Genomic DNA, 19,949 nt, shown 5'->3' on the forward strand with positions numbered 1-19,949 from the left:
TAGGATGCGGGCATACCGCGCATGATCGCGCTGCCATCGCAGCGGCCAGCACGCCACTGCGCCAGGTCCAGCCGATCGCCGCCCGTCCCCTGCTTCCCCGGAGCGCCCCATGTCCCGTTCGCTACGCCGCCTGCTGTGCCTGCTCTCGCTCGCCGTCGTCATGGCCGTGCCGCCGGCATTGGCGCAGACGCCGCTGACCGTGTTCGCCGCCGCCAGCCTGAAGGAGTCGCTGGACGAGGCCGCTGTCGCCTATCAGCAGTCCAGCGGCACGCCGCTGCAGGTGTCGTACGCGGCCAGTTCGGCGCTGGCGCGGCAGGTGGAACAAGGTGCGCCGGCGGACGTGTTCTTCTCTGCCGACCTGGAGTGGATGGACTATCTGCAGCAGCGCCAGCTGGTCGATCCGGCGCAGCGCCGCAACCTGCTCGGCAACACGCTGGTGCTGGTCGCACCGCTGTCGAGCGCCGCCAAGGTCGATCTGCGCAAGCCCGGTGCGCTCGCCGCCGCACTCGGGGCGCAGGGCCGGCTCGCGGTCGGCCAGACCACCAGCGTGCCGGCCGGCAAGTACGCGCGCGCCGCGCTGCAGACACTCGGCCAGTGGGACGGCGTGCAGGCGCACTTGGCCGAATCGGACAGCGTGCGCGCGGCGCTGATGCTGGTCGCGCGCGGCGAAGCGCCGCTGGGCATCGTCTACGGCTCCGACGCCAAGGCCGAACCGAAGGTGCGGGTGGTAGCCGTGTTCCCCGCCGACAGCCATGCGCCGATCGTGTATCCGGTGGCAGCGCTGCGCGCCAGCACGCATCCGGCCGCGGCCGATTTCGTCCACTGGCTGGGCACGCCGCCGGCGCAGGCGATCTTCCAGCGCCGCGGTTTCTCGCTCGCGCACTGAGCCGTTGCCGTTGTTCGCATTCACCGCGCAGGAACTGACCGCGATCGCGCTCAGCGTCAAGGTCGCGCTGGTCGCGGCGCTGGGCAGCCTGCCGTTCGGCGTGGCTTGCGGCTGGTTGCTGGCGCGGCGCCGCTTTCCCGGCAAGTCGCTGCTGGATGCGTTGCTGCATCTGCCGCTGGTGATGCCGCCGATCGTCACCGGCTATGCGCTGCTGATCGTGTTCGGCACGCAGGGGCCGGTCGGCGCCTGGCTGCTCGAGCACCTGGGCGTGCAGTTCGCGTTCCGCTGGACCGGCGCGGCGCTGGCCAGCGCGGTGATGGGCTTCCCGCTGATGGTGCGCGCGATCCGCCTGGCGCTGGAATCCACCGACCGGCGCCTGGAAGCGGCCGCGGCCACGCTCGGCGCCGGGCCATGGCGGGTGTTCTTCAGCATCACGCTACCGTTGGCCTGGCCCGGACTGGTGGCCGGCACCGCGCTCGCCTTCGCCAAGGCGCTGGGCGAATTCGGCGCCACCATCACTTTCGTATCGAATATCCCTGGGGAAACCCAGACCCTGTCGTCGGCGATCTACGGCCTGCTGCAGGTGCCCGGCGGCGAAGCGGGGATCTGGCGGTTGGCGGCGGTGGCGCTGGCGATCTCGCTGGCCGCGCTGCTGCTGTCCGAATGGCTGGTGCGGCGCCAACGCGGGCCGGAGGCGGACGCATGAGCCGGCGCCGCGCCGCTATGCGCGATCGGTCCGCCACGCGCGTCCACGGCGTGCCGTGCCGGCCGCATGCTGCGAGCGTGCGCCGATGCTGAGCATCGACATCGAGATCCAGCGCGGCCGTTTCCAGCGCCGCTTGCGGGTCGAGGAGACGGCGCGCGTGGTCGCGCTGGTCGGCCCGTCCGGCGCCGGCAAGACCAGCATGCTCAACGCCATCGCCGGCGTGTTGCGCCCGCGCAGCGGACGCATCGTCATCGACGAGCGCGTGCTCTACGACAGCGCCACCGGCATCGACGTGCCCACCCACCGGCGCCGCATCGGCTACGTGTTCCAGGACGCGCGGCTGTTCCCGCACATGGACGTGCGCCGCAACCTCGGCTATGGCCGCCACGGCCGCGGCCAGGCCGAGCGCTTCGGCGTCGAGGCGGTGGTGGAACTGCTCGGCATCGCGCCGCTGCTGGCGCGGCGCCCGGGCAACCTGTCCGGCGGCGAAGCGCAGCGCGTGGCGATCGGCCGTGCGCTGCTGTCGCAGCCGGCGATCCTGCTGTTCGACGAACCGCTGTCGGCGCTGGACGCGCAACGCCGCGGCGAACTGATCCCGTACCTGCAGCGCGTGCGCGACGAAGTGCGCCTGCCGATGCTCTACGTCAGCCACCAGGCCGAGGAAGTGGAACGTATCGCCGATGCGATTCATCGGCTGGATTAGGGCGCCGACGCCGCGTTCACCACCGATGGCCAGACTGTGCGCCATCGCAACCGCAGCGAGGCCGCCGCCATGCGCCGCTACCGCAAGCACGATTTCCCGCTCGACCAGGTGCGCCGGTTCCTGGAACCCGGCCCGGTGGTATTGCTCGGTTCGGCATGGAAAGGGCAGCGCGACATCATGACCATGGGCTGGCACATGGTGCTGGACTTCTCGCCGTCGCTGATCGCCTGCTGCATCTCCAGCGCCAACCACAGCTTCGCGCTGGTCCGGCGCAGCAAGCAGTGCACGATCAACCTGCCGACCGCGGACCTGCTGGACAATTAATCGGGATCGGCAACTGCGCCGGAACGAAGCCCAGTGAAGTTTCCTATTGCCAACCTCTGCACCCAATGCTAGCTTCGAGGAGCCCACAGGCCGTGGGCAATTCAACGGATGAAACCATGAAAAGAATGCTTCTCTCATTACCAGCCGCGCTGATTATGATGAGTGTTTCGGCTATGGCAATGGCAGACAACTCCGCCAACGGGCCGACACCCAACGGACCAGTGTCATCTCCTCCAGGCTGGAGTTGCGTCGCACAAGGCGGTGTAGTTTATTGCACGAAAGTAAAATCACCCGGTTCCGGTGCCTAAGCAATGGAGGTTTGATGCAGGGGGTCACCCCTGCATTTTAAAAATGAAAAAAATTAATTTAACCACTGGAATTATAACTGCACTAATCTGCTCTTGCAGCCATCAAATTAGGCCCGATGCTCACACCTCGGTTGATCGCCAGATGGTATTACCTGCTGCTGCAAGTCGCCAGGAGCTTGAGAGCAAACAAGTTTTCATAGCACCCGCTCCAATACAAATGCCAATGCCTAGCTATGACATGGATATGGGCAAAGGCCTAAAAGAAAATGCAACCATTTGCATAGAAATGATAATCACTAGTCAAGGTGAAGTTAGCTCCGTGCGCCCCTTAAACATCGATTCTGAATGCGCACCTGTGAATAGCATCGAAAATACTACTCTTTTCCCCAAGGTATCTGCTGCGCTATTAACTTGGAGCTATATAGGAGCAGGCATTTGCACTTATAAAGAAAAAGAATCAGAGTGCGATAGTTCAGAAGCCCCAATTGCACCAATCCCTGTCAAACTAGCATACAAATTTCGCTTCAGTAAAAGCAATGGAGTAAGCTCCGAAAAATCGGGGAACTGACTTTCATGAAGAGAAAATGCATGACAATTTGCAGCAAAAAACGCCACAATAGAATTATTTTTGCGGCTCAACTTTACACAACGCCGCATGATTGAAATAAAATCTAGAAGTAAAAAATTGAAAATGCTCGCATTGTTTTTTTTGGCATGTGGAGCAATAGCTTTCTTTTTATACCTAAAAAATAAAGACAGACTAGAGCAAGCGCAACACTACGAAACAAGCAATGCCCTTATCGGCAGCATTAGATTGACCATCCTTTCCTCCGGGCAATTAAAAGCACTATCAACAATTGAAGTCGGTAGCGAGATATCTGGCGAAATCATAGAAGTACCAGTCAACTTCAATGAACCAGTGAAAAAAGGTCAAATTCTGGCCCGAATCAATCCAACACGATATCTTGCACAACACGTTAGTGCTAAAGCATCTTTGGCAATAAGTAAGTTCAACGAAGATCGATATAAAATCGCAAGCAAGCTAGCCAACGCAGATGTCAACCGCAAGCATATCTTGGCACTTAAGCAGTTGATATCCCGTCACGACTTGGAAGAAGCGGAGGATTCGTATGCTCAAGCAAATGCTGCACTTCAGTCTGCAAAATCAGAAATTATTGAGAAGCGCGCATCCCTGAGTTCATCAATCTATGACTTGAAACAAACAATTATTCGTTCACCTGTAGATGGAATTGTACTTGAACGCCTGATTGAACCCGGGCAAACTGTAGCTGCATCGCTACAAACCCCCGTACTATTCAAAATAGCGGAAGACCTAAAGAAAATGCTGATAGAATTATCAGTCAACGAAGCAGATGTCGGCAAGATAAAAGTAGGGAACCCAGTAACATTCAATGTTGATGCCTTTCCCGATCGCTTATTTGTTGGTCAAGTACAGCAAATTCGGTATGCGCCAAAAATTAGCGGAAATATTGTTACTTACCCAGTCATTGTTGCTGTAGATAATCCTGACACCGCGCTTATTCCAGGAATGACAGCAAATGCCGAGATTGAATCCGCGCGACGTGACAGAGTTTTGCGCATCCCAGTCGAAGCACTTACCTACCACACAGACGAAGCAAAGACACAACGCAAGTCAAAATTAAACAACTTGCGAGAATATGCGCTTTCCGAAGAAACAAAATCTTTACGGCTCAACAAAAAACAAGTAGAACTTTTTAATGCGGCCATGGCAGCAGGCACTATGACTACCAAGCCTCAAAAGAGTCGCGTCGATAGTGAGTTAGTCAATTTTTTCGGCCCACAGATGGCAGGAAAAATTGTTGTTTTAGATGCTTCCGGAGTAGATCCTGCAATCGCAAAAGAACGGGAATGGCTGACGTCTGCAAAAACTAGATTTTTTCAGTTTAGGAGTCAACTTAATCCGTCACAAAAATCGCATTGGGATAAAAATCTAGAGGCAATCGCCTCTTCCGGCGTGGGGGAAGTGACAATTATAAATAATTCAAACCAAGAATCTCGACCCGTATTACTTGGCTTATCCGATGGTGATTTTACAGAAATAATCTATGGATTAAAGCCAGGCGAGAATTTAATTACCTCAAATAAAAATAATTAAAATGCAAAAAATCGCCATTAAAGCATCAGATTTAACAAAAAAATTCGAAACACAAACATCCAATCAAATAGCTCCAGTGGACAAAGTAAATTTAGTCATCGAGCAAGGGGAGTTCGTTGCAATCATGGGGCCTTCTGGATCAGGTAAATCCACTTTACTTGGCTTGCTAGGTTGTCTTTCGACCCCCACATCTGGCCAATACATTTGTTTTGGGCAAGATGTAGGCAAGCTAAATAAGTCACAACTTGCCAAATTCAGGGCAAAACATATCGGTTTTATTTTCCAAAACTTCAGCCTATTGCCTGGATACACAGCGCTAGAAAACGTTGAGCTTCCATGGCAGTACCAAGATAATCCACCCAAAGCAAGCCAGGCAATTGAATGTTTACAACGCGTAGGGTTAGAGGAACGAATATATCATAAGCCAGATCAGCTATCCGGCGGGCAACAACAACGCGTAGCGATCGCCCGCGCAATATCAACAAACCCACCTCTATTGCTCGCAGACGAACCCACTGGTGCGCTCGACTCCAAATCTGCAGAGCAAATACTAGACATAATTTGCAGTATTCACTCAAGTAAAAAAACAATAATAATTGTAACGCATGACTGCGCCGTTGCATCCAGAGCAGAACGTGTTATTCAATATATCGACGGATGCATCTACACCTAATGATTAATGCCGCCTTATTAAACACAGCCCTTAGAGCAATTCAAGCTAATAAGCTCAGGTCTTTTCTAACTTCGCTTGGCATTGTAGTAGGCGTCGCTTCCGTGGTAGTAGTCACTTCAATTTCGGAAGGCGCGAAACGAGAAATTGTCCAAGCTATAAGCGCACTGGGAGCCGATAGACTGGACATTAAATCCGGGTCACGAAGTCCATCTGTCAATTCAAGACTTTTATTTGGCGGCCTGTACCTGCTCAGCGAAAGCGACGTTGACGATATTCGAAAGAAGGTTCGCGGAATATCTGGAATAAGCGGAATACTTCAAGGTAGCACGCAAATAAGCGATGGTAAAATTGGCGTGCGCGCATCATGGATTGGCGTTCAGTCCGAAGGCATTCGGGTTAGTGGCTACCAATTGAAGAGAGGCCGGAATTTCAAACGTGCGGAATTAGAAGGTGCTGCCCGGGTTGTGCTACTAGGCAATTCTGTTGCAAATCAACTATTCTCTCATTACAACCCAATTGGGAAACGAATTCGACTCTCAGGAAGTCCATTTATAGTAATTGGCACTCTAAATACGAAAGGCAATGGCTCCGTCGGCCGCGACCTCGATAATGTAGTGCTAGTACCATTACGTTCAGCAAGATCTAATTTAATGGGAGAATTCCCGATCCCACCGCGTGCGGTAGAGCAAATTACGGTAACCGTGTCCTCTGTACATAGCATGGCAAGCATGCAAGCCCAGATAGAGTCTGTGATACGAAAAAAGCATAAAATCCGCGCCAATGGCGATGATGATTTTTACATTAGCAATGTCAAGGAAACTATTGCAACACGGCAGAAGGCGGACCATGTAATGTCCACCTTACTTCTAACAGTTGCTGCAGTTTGCTTATTGGTTGGAGGAATTGGCATTATGAATATAATGTTAGTCTCCATTACAGAGAGAGCAGGTGAAATAGGCTTAAGACTGGCAATAGGCGCGACCCCCTGGGATATCCGTAAGCAATTTTTATTGGAATCAATAATTTTATCATCAGCCGGCGGAATTCTAGGCCTTCTGCTTGGCAGTACAAGCGCATGGATTTCCGCCATGCACTTGAATATTCAAGTCTCTATCAATTTCTTTGTTGCAGGAGTGGCTACTACCATTTCAATTGTCATAGGGTTGTTTTTTGGTTATTTCCCTTCGTATCAAGCCTCTAATTTGGACCCGATGAACTCACTGAGAAGCTTGTAAATCATCCGCACCCAATAGCGATTGTCAGTAGGATCCAGATTCAGGCAGGACGCATCCAAAGCAAAGTCGTCATCGAAAAAGTACGTCGAATTCATACATGCGTACTTCATCCCGTCTGGATAGCTGGACCAATTCGAAGTTCATAGCAAGTCCAAGTCTAAGCCTCCAAGCTATGCCGATGACCGACTCCCTCGAAGACCTCGACGCCGCTGCCGAGCGGATCCTGCAGCGCATCCCCGGCCCACTGCGCATCGGCGCGCCGCTGGGCATCGGCAAGCCGCACCGCCTGCTCAACGCGTTGTACGACCGCGTCGCCGCCGATCCGGCACGGCCGATGCAGCTCTGCACCGCACTGTCGCTGAACCCGCCGGCGGGCGGCGGCGGGCTGGAAGGCCGCTTCGTGCGCCCGTTCGTGCAGCGCCATTTCGGCGACGACTTCCCGAAGCTGAAGTACGTGCAGGCGCTGCAGCGCGATGCGCTGCCGGCGCATATCCAGGTGGAAGAGTTCTACATGCAGTCCGGCGCGCTGCTGCATTCGGCGCAGGCGCAGCGCAACTACACCAGCCTCAACTACACGCATGCGGCCGATGCGGTGGCGCAGCGCGCGCCCAACCTGATCGTGCAGAAGGTGGCGCGCGAACCCGACGGCACGCGCCTGTCGTTCTCGTGCAACAACGACATCACCCAGGACACGCTGGACGCGGTGCGCCGGCGCGGCCTGCCGCGGCCGCTGCTGGTCGCCGAGGTCGATCCGCAGCTGCCGTGGATCGGCGGCAGCGCGGCGGTGGAGGCGTCGTTCTTCGACGTGGTGGTGACCCCGCCGGGCCCGTATCCGCGCCTGTTCGGACTGCCGCGGCAACCGGTGGCCGATGCCGACTACGCCATCGGCCTGTATGCGAGCGCGCTGGTGCGCGACGGCGGCACGCTGCAGATCGGCATCGGCACGCTGGCCGATGCGCTGTGCCATGCGCTGGCGCTGCGGCATACCGACAATGCGCGCTACCGGCAGGTGCTGGCGGCATTGGATCCGGCGCTGGCAGCGCACCCGGCAGTCCAGGAGTGCGGCGGACTGGCGCCGTTCTCGATCGGCCTGTTCGGCTGCAGCGAGATGCTCAACGAAGGCTTCCGCCAGTTGGTCCAGTGCGGCGTGATCAAGCGCAAGGTGCTCGACGATGCCGAGCTGATGCAGCGCGTGGCCGACGGCAGCGCCGATGCCGACGACCAGGCGCGGTTGCAGCGCGACGGCGAATACCTGCAGGGCGCCTTCTACCTCGGCTCGCCCGAGTTTTACGCCTGGCTGCGCGAGATGGCGCCGGAGGCGCGCGCCGGCATCGGCATGCACCGCATCAGCGCGATCAACCAGCTGTACGGCGACGAGCGCTTGCGCCGCCTGCAACGGCGCGAGGCGCGCTTCTTCAACTCGTGCATGATGGCCACCGCGCTGGGCGCGGCGGTGTCCGACGCGCTGGACGACGGCCGCGTGGTGTCCGGCGTCGGCGGCCAGTACAACTTCGTGGCAATGGCGCATGCGCTGGACGACGCACGCAGTGTGCTGATGTTCCGTGCCACCCGCGGCGAGGCGCCGGCGCTGCAGTCCAACCTGCGCTGGAACTACGCCCACACCACCATCCCGCGCCATCTGCGCGATATCTACCTCAACGAATACGGCATCGCCGACCTGCGTGGCATGACCGACGAGGACTGCGTCGTGGCGATGACCGGCATCGCCGATGCCGCGTTCCAGCCCGCGCTGCTGCAACAGGCCAAACGCGCGCGCAAGCTCGCTGCCGATTTCGTAGCGCCAGCGCCGTGGCAGCGCAACCGCGCCGAGCGCTTGCGCGCTGCGCTGGCTCCGTTCCGCGCCGATGGCACCCTGCCCGACTATCCGCTGGGCAGCGACTTCAGCGAGGTCGAACAGCGCCTGCTGCGCGCACTGGCCTGGCTCAAGCGCCATACCGCCGGCACCGGCAGCAAACTCGTCACCGTGGCGCGCGCGCTGCTGTCGCGGCGGGCCGGCGATCCGACCTGCCTGCAACGCATGGCGCTGGATGCGCCACACGGCATCGGCGAGCGCTTGGAGGCGCGCCTGCTGGCCTACGCCCTGCGCCAGACCAGGTCGCCCTGAGAACCGCGCCGCAGCGGCGCTGCGAGCAGCGCACGGCGCGCATGCGCCTGGGCCAGTGCCGAGGTCGGCGCATCGCCGTCTGCGTGGCAGGCTGTCGCTTGCCGCGCGACGGCCGCAAGACGTGACGCAATGCAGCAATAATCCGGAAAGACGCGCGTCAAGCTGACGCTCGATGATGGGCGCACCACGTTCTTCGACCTTGCCGCATGCGCCCCTGTTCATCTGTCTCCCCGGCGCTGGAAACGGCCTGCCCCGCGCGCCGGCCTGCCCAGCGCCTGCAACGTCTGCAACGCGCACTGCTGGGGCTGTTGACGATCCTGCCTCTCGCGCTGCACGCCGCACCGCGGCTCAACGCGTTGCAGTACATCGGCAGCCACAACAGCTACCACGCCGGTTTCGCGCCCAGCGAAGCCGCACTGTGGCAACGCATGGATCCGGCAATGTTCGCGCTGCTGGACTACCGCCATCCGCCGCTGACGCAACAACTCGACGACGGCGTCAGGCAGATCGAACTGGACATCTATGCCGATGCCAAGGGTGGCCGCTACGCGCATCCGGCGATCGTCGATCGGATCGCCAAGGCCGGATTGCCGCCGGCGCCGGCGATTGCCGCACCGGGCGTGATGGAAAAGCCCGGATTCAAGGTCATGCATGTGCAGGACCTGGACCAGCGCAGCACCTGCCAGCCGCTGCGGGCCTGCCTGCAGGAAGTGCGCGCGTGGTCGCGGCAGCATCCCGGACATGTGCCGGTGTTCGTCCTGCTGGAGACCAAGCAATCGCCGTTGCAACTGGACTTCGCCACGGTGCAGCCCGAACCCTTCGACACCGCGGCGATGGATACGCTGGACGCGGAACTGCGCTCGGTGTTCCAGCCCGGCGAGTATCTGAGTCCCGACCAGGTCCGCGGCGATGCGTCCTCGCTCAATGCCGCCATCCGCGACCATGGCTGGCCGTCGCTGGACGATGCGCGCGGCAAGGTCGTGTTCCTGCTCGATCAACGCGCGGCCGGCCTCAGCTACCTGCCCGGCCACCCGTCGCTGCGCGGCCGCGTGTGCTTCACCAATGCGGCTCCGGGCGAAGACGATGCAGCGTTCACCGAACGCAACGACGGCAGCGCCGGGGACATCGCGCAGCTGGTGAAGGCCGGATACCTGGTGCGCACGCGCACCGATGCGGACCTGAAGGAGCCTGCGCGCAACGACAGCACGCGCCGCGACAGCATGTTGGCCAGCGGCGCGCAGTTGCTCAGCACCGATTTCCCCGATCACGAACCGGCCAGCTCCGGCTACGTGGTGCGCTTCGACGGCGACGCCGTCGCCCGCTGCAATCCGCTGTTCCCCAAGGCGAGCTGTAACGGCACCGATCTGGCGCATTGAGCCGCACCGCTGCCGCGACCCCGCAGCAAACCACACCTCCACTCACCTGTCGCAATGGAAGGCATGGGCGATGTCATCGCCCGCACCCGCGTGTCCGGGTGCCGGGTACACCTGCTTACCAACCGCGAGTTCCCAGCATGCAGCACACCCGTCCCATCGATCGCCTCACCTGCGCCATCGCCCTCGCCCTGACCCTGTCCACGCCCGCGTTCGCGGACGCGCTCAACGAGCGCACCACCACCCTGGATTCGGTCAACGTGCAGGCCGATCAGGCGCCGGCGCCCGGCTCGATCAACGAGCAGCGCCTGTCCGCCAGCGTCAACAGCGTGATGGACAAACAGCAGATCGATGCCGTTCCGTCGGCGGGCATCGCCGATGTCGTCGCGCACATGCCCGGTTTGTCGGCCTACAGCGACATGCACCTGGGCCAGGCCACCACCGGCGAGAACGCCTACGTCAGCATCCGCGGCATGGACGCCAGCTACAACGCCTACACCCTCAACGGCTTCGGCATGCCCGAGACCGACTCGTCCACGCGCGCGATCTCGTTGAACATGCTGGCCCCGTTCGGCATCCAGTCGGTGCAGGTGTCCAAGGCGCCGACGCCGGACATGCCCGGCGATGCGATCGGCGGCGCCATCGACATGCGCACCCCCAGCGCGTTCGACTTCGACCGCGATTTCCACGCCAAGACCACCGCGCAAGGCCAGTTCAGCGCACTCGCCTCGGACCTGGGCGGCAAGGACAAGGGCGGCACGCTGCAGCAGGAACTGGCCTGGAAGTTCGGCGACAACCAGGCGTTCGGTCTGTATGCCTCGGCCTACTACGGCAAGAACAACAACATGGCGCAGGCGCCTGCGCCCAACAGCAAGTACGTGCCGCTGGATCCGGCGCAAGCCAACGCCAGCGACCTGCGCGATGTCGGCCCGCTGATCAGCACGCGCTACAAGTACAGCGTGTACACCAGCCAGATCGAACGCTACGGCGGCAATCTCGCGCTCGATTGGCAGGGCGAGCACAGCGCGCTGTACGCCCGCGCCATCTACGGCAGCTACGCCGTCAGCGGGCAGCAGGACCAGTCCAGCGCGCGCCTGGAAACCTATCTCAACCAGCCCACCGCGGTGCGCGGCGGCTACTTCAATACGCACGACATCGAAGAAAAGCTGGCGACGCTGCAACTCGGCGGCCAGACCACGCTGGACCGCCTGCACTTCGACTACGGCACCTCGTTCGGCCGCGGCACCCGCAGCCGGCCGGACTACGTCTCGGCCAGCCTGTACGGCTTCACCCCCGGCAGCTTCGCCTTCGACCTCAGCGATCCGACCTATCCGAGCATCGGCCCAAGCTCCAGCGCGCTGAAGAACTACTTCTACAACCTGGATTCGTCGTTGCTGTGGAAGGTGCAGGGCCATGACGCCGGCAGCCACGACAACCGCCTCAATGCGCATACCGACATCAGTTACCGGGTCGACGGCGACGTGCTGGACAGCGTCAAGGTCGGCCTGGCCGCCGACCACGCCGACCGCGGCGCCTACGATCATCCGTTCTTCCACAAGGACGGCAACTTCGTGTCCAACGGTCCTTACTTCGGCGGACCCAACTACGCCTTCCCCACCGCCGGCGGCCCGCCGCTGAGCGCGATCCCCGGGCGCACGACCTCCGGTGCCTTCGACGGCCACTACGCCGGTCCGTTCAAGATCCTGGACCGCAACTGGATGCTGGCGCAGGCGCTGCCCTACAAGTACATCGACGATCCCAAGGGCGCGGGGGTCTATACCGCCAACGACTACAACGCCAACACCACCTCCAGCACCGAAGCGATCTATTCCGGTTACGCGATGGCCACGCTGCACTTCGGCGCGGTGACCGTGCTGCCGGGCGTGCGCTACGAACTGACCCGCTACTCGGCCGATTCCTGGCAATCCAGCGGCGACGGCAGCAATGGCCAGTTCGTCGGCAACGGCCGGACCTATGGCGAAGTGTTGCCCGGCATCAGCCTCAACTATCGCCCGGACGACCTCACCGTCTACCGCGCCTCGCTGCGCCGCAGCTTCAGCCGCCCGGCGTTCGGCCTGATCTCCGGCGAAACGGTCTACACCATCGACCCCAACAACACCGTACTGGGCATTTCCAAGCCCAATCCCGACCTCAATCCGAGCAAGGCCGACAACGCCGACCTGTCCGCGGAGTTCTACGACCACAACGGCGGCGTGCTCAGCGCTGCGACCTACTACAAGCGCATCACCGGCTTCATCTATACCTCGCAATCGGCCACCAGCAACGACAACACGCTCGGCGGCCTGGTCCCCACCGGCACCACGTTCGAGAACGGCGTGCCGGTGACCATGCCGCAGAACGGCGGCAGCGCCAAGCTGTACGGCCTGGAACTGGCCGCGAGCAAGCGCCTGCAGGATCTGCCGGGCATCTGGAGCAATGTTGGCGTCACCGCCAACCTCACGCTCCAGCACAGCGAAGCCGACAGCAAACGTGCCGACCAACCGGACCGCACCTGGTTGCCGCGCGCGCCGCAGCGCATCTACAACCTGGACCTGTTCTACGACGACAGCAAGCTGCGCGCCGACCTGAGCTACAACTACACCGGCCTGCAGCTGCTCGGCCTGACCAGCGACCGGCTCAACTACTACCTGCAGCCGGTGAAGTCGCTGGATTTCAACGCGACCTACCATCTGCCGCACGGCATCGACGTGGGCGTGTCGGCCAAGAACCTGCTCAATGCGGCCACGTTCTATGAAACCCAGGGCAAGTCCACCCGCTACATGGCCTACGACCCCGGCGCCGACGGCGCCTATGTCGAAACCGGGCGGGTGTACATGCTGACCTTGGGCTACACCTACTGACGGCCGGCCAGCCTCCGGCGCACAGCGCCGGAGGCGTGGCGGCTTCGCTCCCGCATGCGCTGCGGATGCGGCCGTGACAATGCCGGCCGCATTCCCAGTCAGCGGGGAGCCAGCCATTTCACGCCGCTACTCGCGGCGCATGGGCATGGTGACGGCCATTCATTCCGGAGTCGCCGATGTCCCGTCTTTCGCTTCCACTCGCCTGCCTCGCCGTGCTGTTCGCCAGCGCGGGCGGCGTCGCCTCGGCACAGCCGCCCGCACACGCCGCAGCGGCGCCTGACAGCGGCGAGCGTTCGCCGCTGCGCGCGCAGGTCCTGCTGGATCGCGCGCACTTCTCGCCGGGCGAAATCGATGGCCAGCCGGGCTCCAACCAACGCCGCGCCGTGTCGGGCTTCCAGAGCGCACGCGGACTGCCCGTCAACGGCGAACTCGACGAGGCCACCTGGCAAGCGCTGGCGCAGGACGCCGCACCCGCACTGATCGCCTACACGCTCACCGCCGAGGACGTCGCCGGGCCCTTCCCCAAGATTCCCAAGGACACCGAGGAAAAAGCCAAGCTGCCGGCGCTAGGCTACGAATCGGTGCAGGAGCGCCTGGGCGAACGCTTCCATGCCGCGCCTGCGTTGCTGCAGGCGCTCAACCCATCGATCGATCTCGGCCAGGCCGGCGCCAGCGTGCAGGTACCGAACGTCCTCGGCACGCCCGCACTGCCGAAGGCGGCCAAGCTCGTCGTCGACAAGTCCGACTCCACCGTCCGCCTGCTCGACGCCAACGGCGCGATCCTGGCCCAGTTTCCCGCCTCCACCGGCAGCGAGCACGATCCGCTGCCGATCGGCGACTGGAAGATCAAGGGGGTGGCGCGGCACCCGACCTACCACTACAACCCCAAGCTGTTCTGGGACGCCGACCAATCCACCAAGAAGGCCACGCTGGCCGCAGGCCCGAACAATCCGGTGGGCGAAGTGTGGATTGATCTGTCCAAGGACCACTACGGCCTGCACGGCACGCCGGAGCCATCGCGGGTCGGCAAGGCGCAATCGCATGGTTGCGTGCGCCTGACCAATTGGGATGCGCTGACCGTCGCCGCCGCGGTGAACGCGTCGGTACCGGTGACCATGCAGGAGTGAGCGGATGAAGACGCTGCCGAGCCTGGCGTTGCTGGTGGTGGCGGTCGCGCTGGGCTATTGGATGCTGCGCGATGGCGTACAGGTCAGGCCGAGCGCGGTAGCGGCCGCAGCGGCCAGCGGCGAGACAGCGACTGCCACGCCTACGGTGCCGCCTGCTGCTGCGCCGGAAGCGGCGCAGTCGCCTCCGGAGGCGACCACCCCCGCGTCGTCTTCGCCCACCGCAGCGGACACCCCACCCACGCCGCCTGCCGCGACCGCAGAGACAGCGGCAGCGGCAGCGGCGCCGGCGAATAACGGCGCCGACCTGCTGATCCCGGTGCAGGGCGTGACCGGCGACCAGTTGCAGGACACCTTCACCGACGCCCGCAGCCAGGGCCGCCGCCACGACGCGATCGACATCCTGGCGCCGGCCGGCACGCCGGTGCTGGCGGTGGCCGACGGCAACGTGGAAAAGCTGTTCGACAGCGAGCGCGGCGGCCTCACCGTGTACCAGTTCGAACCCAGCGGCCGCTATGCGTACTACTACGCGCACCTGCAACGCTATGCCGACGGGCTGGCGGAAAAGCAGCCGGTCCGCCGCGGCCAGGTGCTCGGCTATGTCGGCAGCACCGGCAATGCCGACCCCGGCGCGCCGCACCTGCATTTCGAAGTGCACCGGCTTGGCCCGGAAAAGCAGTGGTGGAAGGGCGAATCGCTCAATCCGTATCCGCTGCTGCGCGGCGAGCAGCGGCTGTAGGCGCTGGCGCCGCCGAAGCGCCGCCACGGTGGCGTGCGCGATCGTGGCGGCGGCGAACCTGGAGTTGCAGAGCGCCTGACGCCAGGTCCGCCCCGCGCATTCCTGCCACGGCAGGCGTTGCGCACAAGGGCCGGCGGCCGCCTTCCCCGCCGCAGGCGCTTGAACCGCAGTGCACCGGCGCAGCGGTTTTCCACCTGGCGCCGCGCGGCCGGCCGGACCGGCGTGTCATTCGCGTGTAAAATTGCGCGTTTTACGCACAAGCATGGCGAAAGCTCTTCCACGGCCGCCTGTCCAGGGCCCGGCGTTCATTCGCCTACTCGCACGTCTCACCGACGCCGACATACCGCCATCCAGCCCTGCGCTGGCCGACCGGCTCGGCCAATGGATCGACTGGACGCGCGCCGTGGCCGTGTCCAGGGCGCTGGACGGCAGGCTGCCCACGATCGACGAGGACGCGCCGTTCGAGAGCGCCAGCGAGGCCGAATGCGCGCGTGTGCGCGGCGCGCTGGAGCAGTCCATCGCCAGCGACACCGGCGCGGACGCCAGCCGCCAGGCCGTCGCGCCTGGCCACGGCGCCGACCCGAACGCCCCGCTCGACTATGCGCCGTTCCGCCAGCGCTACCTGTCGCTGCAGCGGGCGATGCTGACCGCCAGCGGCCGCCTGCGCGGCCAGCTGCGCGACACGCTGGCGCGGTCCTCGGCCGACATGGCGCGGCTCGCGGAGGTGGACGCGGTCATGGAACTGACCCTGAGCCCACGCGAACAGACCCTGCTGGCGGCCGTGCCGGCGCTGCTGGGACAGCATTTCGAACGCCTGCGCGAGGCCGCGCAGCCGGTGCCGGACGCGGCGCACACCGCGCACACCGCGCCGAGCGCCGGCGCCTGGCTGGACGTGTTCCGCCAGGACATGCAGCACGTGCTGCGCGCCGAACTGGATATCCGTTTTCACCCCATCGAAGGGCTGCTTGCAGCGCTTCGCAGCCGCTGACCGAGACCTCATGTTCAAGAACCTGTTCAATTCCGTCGTGTTCCTGGCCGGCCTCGCCGCCGTGTGCTGGATCGGCGTGGGCTACCTCGGCAGCAATCCGCTGGGCGCCAGCTTCGCGCTGCTGATCGGCGCGTGCTACGTGGCCGGCGCGCTGGAGCTGTACCGCTACCGGCAGGCCACCGCCACGCTGGCGCATGGCGTGGAGGACGCGAGCGCGGCGCAGTCCGACCTGGGCGGCTGGCTGCAGCGCCTCGACCCCAGCCTGCGCAACGCGGTGCGGCTGCGCATCGAGGGCGAGCGCGTCGCCCTGCCCGCACCGGGATTGACCCCGTACCTGGTCGGCCTGCTGGTGCTGCTGGGCATGCTCGGCACCTTCCTGGGCATGATGGCGACGCTGCGCGGCACCGGCCTGGCGCTGGAAAGCGCCACCGACCTGCACGCCATCCGCGACTCGCTGGCCGCACCGGTCAAGGGCCTGGGCTTCGCGTTCGGCACCTCGATCGCCGGCGTGGCCAGTTCGGCGATGCTCGGCCTGCTCGCCGCGCTGTGCCGGCGCGAGCGGCTGCAGGCGGTACAAGGGCTCGATCTGGCCATCGCGACCACGCTGCACGCCCATTCGCAGGCGTTCCAGCGCACCGAAGCGTTCAAGCTGCTGCAGCGGCAGACCGAATTGATGCCGGCGCTGATCGATCGGCTGCAGGCGATGGCGGCCGGCATCGAGCAACAGGGCGCGGCCAGCGGCGAACGCCTGGCGAGCAACCAGGACGCCTTCCACGCCAGGACCGAGGCCGCCTACACGCGCCTGGCCGGCGCGGTGGAGCAATCGCTGCAGGCCGGCGTCGCCGAAAACGCACGCGCGCTCGGCGCCGCGTTGCAGCCGGTGGTGCAGACCACGCTGGACGGCCTGGCGCGCGAAACCGCGACGCTGCACGAGCACGTCGGCCAGGCCGTGCAGCGCCAGCTGGATGGCCTGAGCAGCGGCTTCGAGCGCGCCGCCGCGCGCGCCGCACAGGCGTGGGATGCCGCGCTGGCCGGCCAGCGCGACACCAACCAGGCGCTGGTCCAGGATCTGCGCAGTGCGCTGCAAGGCTTCGGCGACAGCTTCGCGATGCGCTCCAACGGCGTGCTGGATGCCGTATCGGCACGCCTGGACGCCACCGCGGATGGTGCGAAGCAGGCGTGGAACGATGCGCTGTCGCGCCAGCAAGAGATCAACGCGCAACTGGCGGCGCGCAATGCGCAGGCGCTGGATGCGATCTCGGTGCGCCTGGACGCCACCGCGGACGGCGCCAAGCAAGCCTGGAGCGATGCGCTGTCGCGCCAGGAAGAGATCAACGCGCAGTTGGCGGCGCGCAATGCGCAGGCGCTGGACGCGATCTCGGTGCGCCTGGACGCCACCGCGGACGGCGCCAGGCAGGCCTGGAGCGATGCGCTGTCGCGCCAGGAGGACGTCAACGCCGCCCTGGCCGAGCGCAACGCGCAGGCGCTGGACGCGGCCGCGGCGACGCTGGAACAACGCGCCGCAGCACTGGTCGCGGCCATGCAGCACTCGCATGCGCAGTTGCAGGACGCGCTACAGGCGCGCGACCAGGCGCGCCTGGCCACGTGGACGGAGACGTTCGCCGCGATGGTCGCCGCCTTGAACGCGCAGTGGGCGCAAAACGGCGAACGCGACGCGCAGCGCCAGCAGGAGATCTGCGCCACGCTCGAACGCACCGCCACCGCGATCGCGGCGCAGACCCAGGCGCATGCCAGCGACACCATCGCCGAGATCTCGCGCCTGGTGCAGACCGCCTCGGAAGCGCCCAAGGCCGCCGCCGATGTCGTCGCCGAACTGCGCCAGAAACTCTCCGAGAGCATGGTCCGCGACACCGCCATGCTGGAAGAACGCAGCCGCCTGCTCGACACGCTGCACACCTTGCTCGAGGCGGTGAACCACGCCTCCACCGAGCAACGCACTGCCGTGGACGCCCTGGTCACCACCTCGGCCGACCTGCTCGATCGCGTCGGCACCCGCTTCACCGACCACATCCAAGCCCAGACCGGCAAGCTCGAATCGGTCGCCGCACAGGTCGCGGTCGGCGCCACCGAAGTGGCCAGCCTGGGCGATGCCTTCGGCGGCGCGGTGGAGGCGTTCGGCCAATCGAACGCGGCGCTGCTGGAGCGCCTGCAAGGCATCGAACAGGCGCTGGACAAATCGCTGGCGCGTAGCGACGAGCAACTGGCCTACTACGTCGCCCAGGCCAGGGAAGTCATCGACCTGAGCCTGCTGTCGCAGAAGCAGATCATCGAGGAATTGCGCCAGCTGCCCGGCCAGCCCGCCGACGGCGGGGCCGAAGCGGCATGAGCGACGAGCTGGAAATCGACGCCGAATCCGGCGCGCCGATCTGGGCGGTGTTCGGCGACCTGATGTCGGTGCTGCTCGGCGCCTTCGTGCTGATCCTGATCGGCGTGATCGGCGTGCAACTGCAGCTGTCGCACAAGCTGGACGAGGAAGTCCGGCAGCGGCAGGCCGAGGCGCGGCAACGCAAGACCCTGGAACAGGCGCTGGCCGCGCCGCTGGCGGCAGGCCGGGTGACCCTGGTCGATGGCCGCATCGGCATCCGCGGCAGCGTGCTGTTCGCGCTCAATTCCGATCAGCTACAGCCTGCAGGGCGCGAGCTGCTGAACAGCCTGGCCGCGCCGCTGGCCGGATATCTGAAGGCGCGCGGCGAGATCCTGATGGTCAGCGGCTTCACCGACGACCGCCAGGTGCGCGACAGCAACCGCCAGTTCGCCGACAACTGGGAACTGTCGGCGCAGCGCGCGCTGACCGTGACCCGCGCGCTGATCGAGGAGGGCGTGCCGGCCGACGCGGTGTTCGCCGCCGCGTTCGGTGCGCAGCAACCGGTGAGCCCGAACAGCGACGAGGCCGGACGCGCCAGCAACCGACGCGTGGAGATGGCGCCGCTGCCGAAGCTGTCCACATCTGCCGCGATGCCGCATGCGCGCTGAGGCGACACCCGTCAGCGAAGTGCTCGACGCCTGGCGGCAGCGGCACGCCGAGCGCCTGGATCCGCTGCGTTTGCGCTTCATCGAAGCGCTGGCGCGACGCGCCGACGCGCATCAGGGCCAAGCGCGGCGCCTGCTGGAGCAGAAGCTGTCCGCGTTGCTCGCTGCCTATGCCGCGGACCTGGCCAGGATGCCGGCCGCGACCGCCGCCGATGCCGATGGCGCCACCGCCACCTATGCCGATGGCGATGCAGATGCAGATGGTGATTGCGCCGTCGCCGGGGGCGATGCCGATGCCGATGCCGATGCCGCGCCGACCGCGAGCGCGCGCAGCCCGCTCGGCGACCTGCTGCAGCGGTTCGCCAGCGGCGCCCCGCACGACGCGCACGCCGCGGCAAACGCCATGCCGCCGCAGCCTGCGCAGCTGCCCGCACTCGATGATGCGCGCAGACTGTGGACCGAACTGCGCAGCCGCAGCCAGCTGCGGCAATCCCTGCAGCAGGCCCCTTCCGATGCCGGCCCGCTGAATTCCGGCGTGCTGGTGCACCGCGCGCTGGCGCTGATGCGCAGCCTGTCGCCGGGCTACCTGCAGCATTTCCTGGCCTACGTCGATGCGCTGTCGTGGCTGCAGCAACTGCACGACGCCGGCGCGCTGGCGACGCCGCAGAAGCCCGGCGCGGATATCGGCAAGAAGCCGACGCGCGGCAAGCCGCGCAAGCGTGGTTGAACGTGCCGCCACACGCTGACCAATCAGGCGGCGATAACGCACCCCGTAG

16 protein-coding genes and 1 pseudogene are annotated in these 19,949 nt (G+C 63.9%); all 17 read left to right on the forward strand.

Annotated features, from left to right (window positions below; translation table 11 throughout):
* The first annotated feature begins 109 nt into the window (after positions 1–109).
* The 17 genes and pseudogenes from modA to KHF85_RS15290 all read left to right on the forward strand — a co-directional run bounded on the left by modA (position 110) and on the right by KHF85_RS15290 (position 19,900).
* Complete coding sequence (gene modA / locus KHF85_RS15210) at positions 110–886, forward strand: molybdate ABC transporter substrate-binding protein (RefSeq protein WP_409976623.1); 777 nt, start codon at positions 110–112, stop codon at positions 884–886.
* Positions 887–896: 10 nt separating this feature from the next.
* Entirely contained in the window at positions 897–1,592 is a 696-nt protein-coding gene (gene modB, locus KHF85_RS15215; protein WP_064539029.1) for a molybdate ABC transporter permease subunit, read from the forward strand.
* Positions 1,593–1,677: 85 nt separating this feature from the next.
* Positions 1,678–2,295, forward strand: a complete 618-nt coding sequence (locus KHF85_RS15220) for a molybdenum ABC transporter ATP-binding protein (RefSeq protein ID WP_284567305.1) — start codon at positions 1,678–1,680, stop codon at positions 2,293–2,295.
* 69 nt (positions 2,296–2,364) lie between these two features.
* A pseudogene (locus KHF85_RS15225) lies at positions 2,365–2,648 on the forward strand (flavin reductase family protein); the annotation flags it as partial.
* A 322-nt stretch (positions 2,649–2,970) separates the two neighbouring features.
* Positions 2,971–3,495, forward strand: a complete 525-nt coding sequence (locus KHF85_RS15230; protein ID WP_284567306.1) for a hypothetical protein — start codon at positions 2,971–2,973, stop codon at positions 3,493–3,495.
* 87 nt (positions 3,496–3,582) lie between these two features.
* Entirely contained in the window at positions 3,583–5,064 is a 1,482-nt protein-coding gene (locus KHF85_RS15235) for an efflux RND transporter periplasmic adaptor subunit (protein ID WP_284567307.1), read from the forward strand.
* 1 nt (position 5,065) lies between these two features.
* Entirely contained in the window at positions 5,066–5,737 is a 672-nt protein-coding gene (locus tag KHF85_RS15240; RefSeq protein ID WP_284567308.1) for an ABC transporter ATP-binding protein, read from the forward strand.
* A complete protein-coding gene (locus KHF85_RS15245; RefSeq protein ID WP_284567309.1) occupies positions 5,737–6,972 on the forward strand; it encodes an ABC transporter permease in 1,236 nt (411 codons plus the stop codon). Before KHF85_RS15240 ends, KHF85_RS15245 begins: the two co-directional genes overlap by 1 nt.
* 178 nt (positions 6,973–7,150) lie before the next feature.
* A complete protein-coding gene (locus KHF85_RS15250; RefSeq protein WP_284567310.1) occupies positions 7,151–9,097 on the forward strand; it encodes an acetyl-CoA hydrolase/transferase C-terminal domain-containing protein in 1,947 nt (648 codons plus the stop codon).
* Positions 9,098–9,303: 206 nt separating this feature from the next.
* A complete protein-coding gene (locus KHF85_RS15255; RefSeq protein ID WP_284567311.1) occupies positions 9,304–10,473 on the forward strand; it encodes a phosphatidylinositol-specific phospholipase C1-like protein in 1,170 nt (389 codons plus the stop codon).
* A 137-nt stretch (positions 10,474–10,610) separates the two neighbouring features.
* On the forward strand, positions 10,611–13,331 hold the full coding sequence (locus KHF85_RS15260) for a TonB-dependent receptor (protein ID WP_284567312.1): 2,721 nt from the start codon (positions 10,611–10,613) through the stop codon (positions 13,329–13,331).
* A gap of 176 nt (positions 13,332–13,507) precedes the next feature.
* Positions 13,508–14,458, forward strand: a complete 951-nt coding sequence (locus tag KHF85_RS15265; protein ID WP_284567313.1) for a L,D-transpeptidase family protein — start codon at positions 13,508–13,510, stop codon at positions 14,456–14,458.
* Between the two features lie 4 nt (positions 14,459–14,462).
* Complete coding sequence (locus tag KHF85_RS15270; protein WP_284567314.1) at positions 14,463–15,194, forward strand: M23 family metallopeptidase; 732 nt, start codon at positions 14,463–14,465, stop codon at positions 15,192–15,194.
* Positions 15,195–15,456: 262 nt separating this feature from the next.
* Positions 15,457–16,182, forward strand: a complete 726-nt coding sequence (locus KHF85_RS15275; RefSeq protein ID WP_284567315.1) for a DUF3348 domain-containing protein — start codon at positions 15,457–15,459, stop codon at positions 16,180–16,182.
* Positions 16,183–16,192: 10 nt separating this feature from the next.
* A complete protein-coding gene (locus KHF85_RS15280; protein ID WP_284567316.1) occupies positions 16,193–18,529 on the forward strand; it encodes a DUF802 domain-containing protein in 2,337 nt (778 codons plus the stop codon).
* Positions 18,526–19,176 (forward strand): OmpA family protein, encoded by a 651-nt coding sequence (locus tag KHF85_RS15285; RefSeq protein ID WP_284567317.1) that lies wholly within the window; start codon positions 18,526–18,528, stop codon positions 19,174–19,176. The genes KHF85_RS15280 and KHF85_RS15285 overlap by 4 nt, the downstream gene beginning before the upstream one ends.
* Positions 19,166–19,900 carry a DUF2894 domain-containing protein gene (locus tag KHF85_RS15290; protein ID WP_284567318.1) on the forward strand — a complete coding sequence of 245 codons (735 nt, stop codon included), beginning with the start codon at positions 19,166–19,168 and terminating at the stop codon, positions 19,898–19,900. Before KHF85_RS15285 ends, KHF85_RS15290 begins: the two co-directional genes overlap by 11 nt.
* Positions 19,901–19,949 lie beyond the last annotated feature (49 nt).

It is taken from the genome of Xanthomonas graminis pv. graminis (assembly GCF_030168915.1).
GTDB classification, from domain to species: domain Bacteria; phylum Pseudomonadota; class Gammaproteobacteria; order Xanthomonadales; family Xanthomonadaceae; genus Xanthomonas_A; species Xanthomonas_A translucens.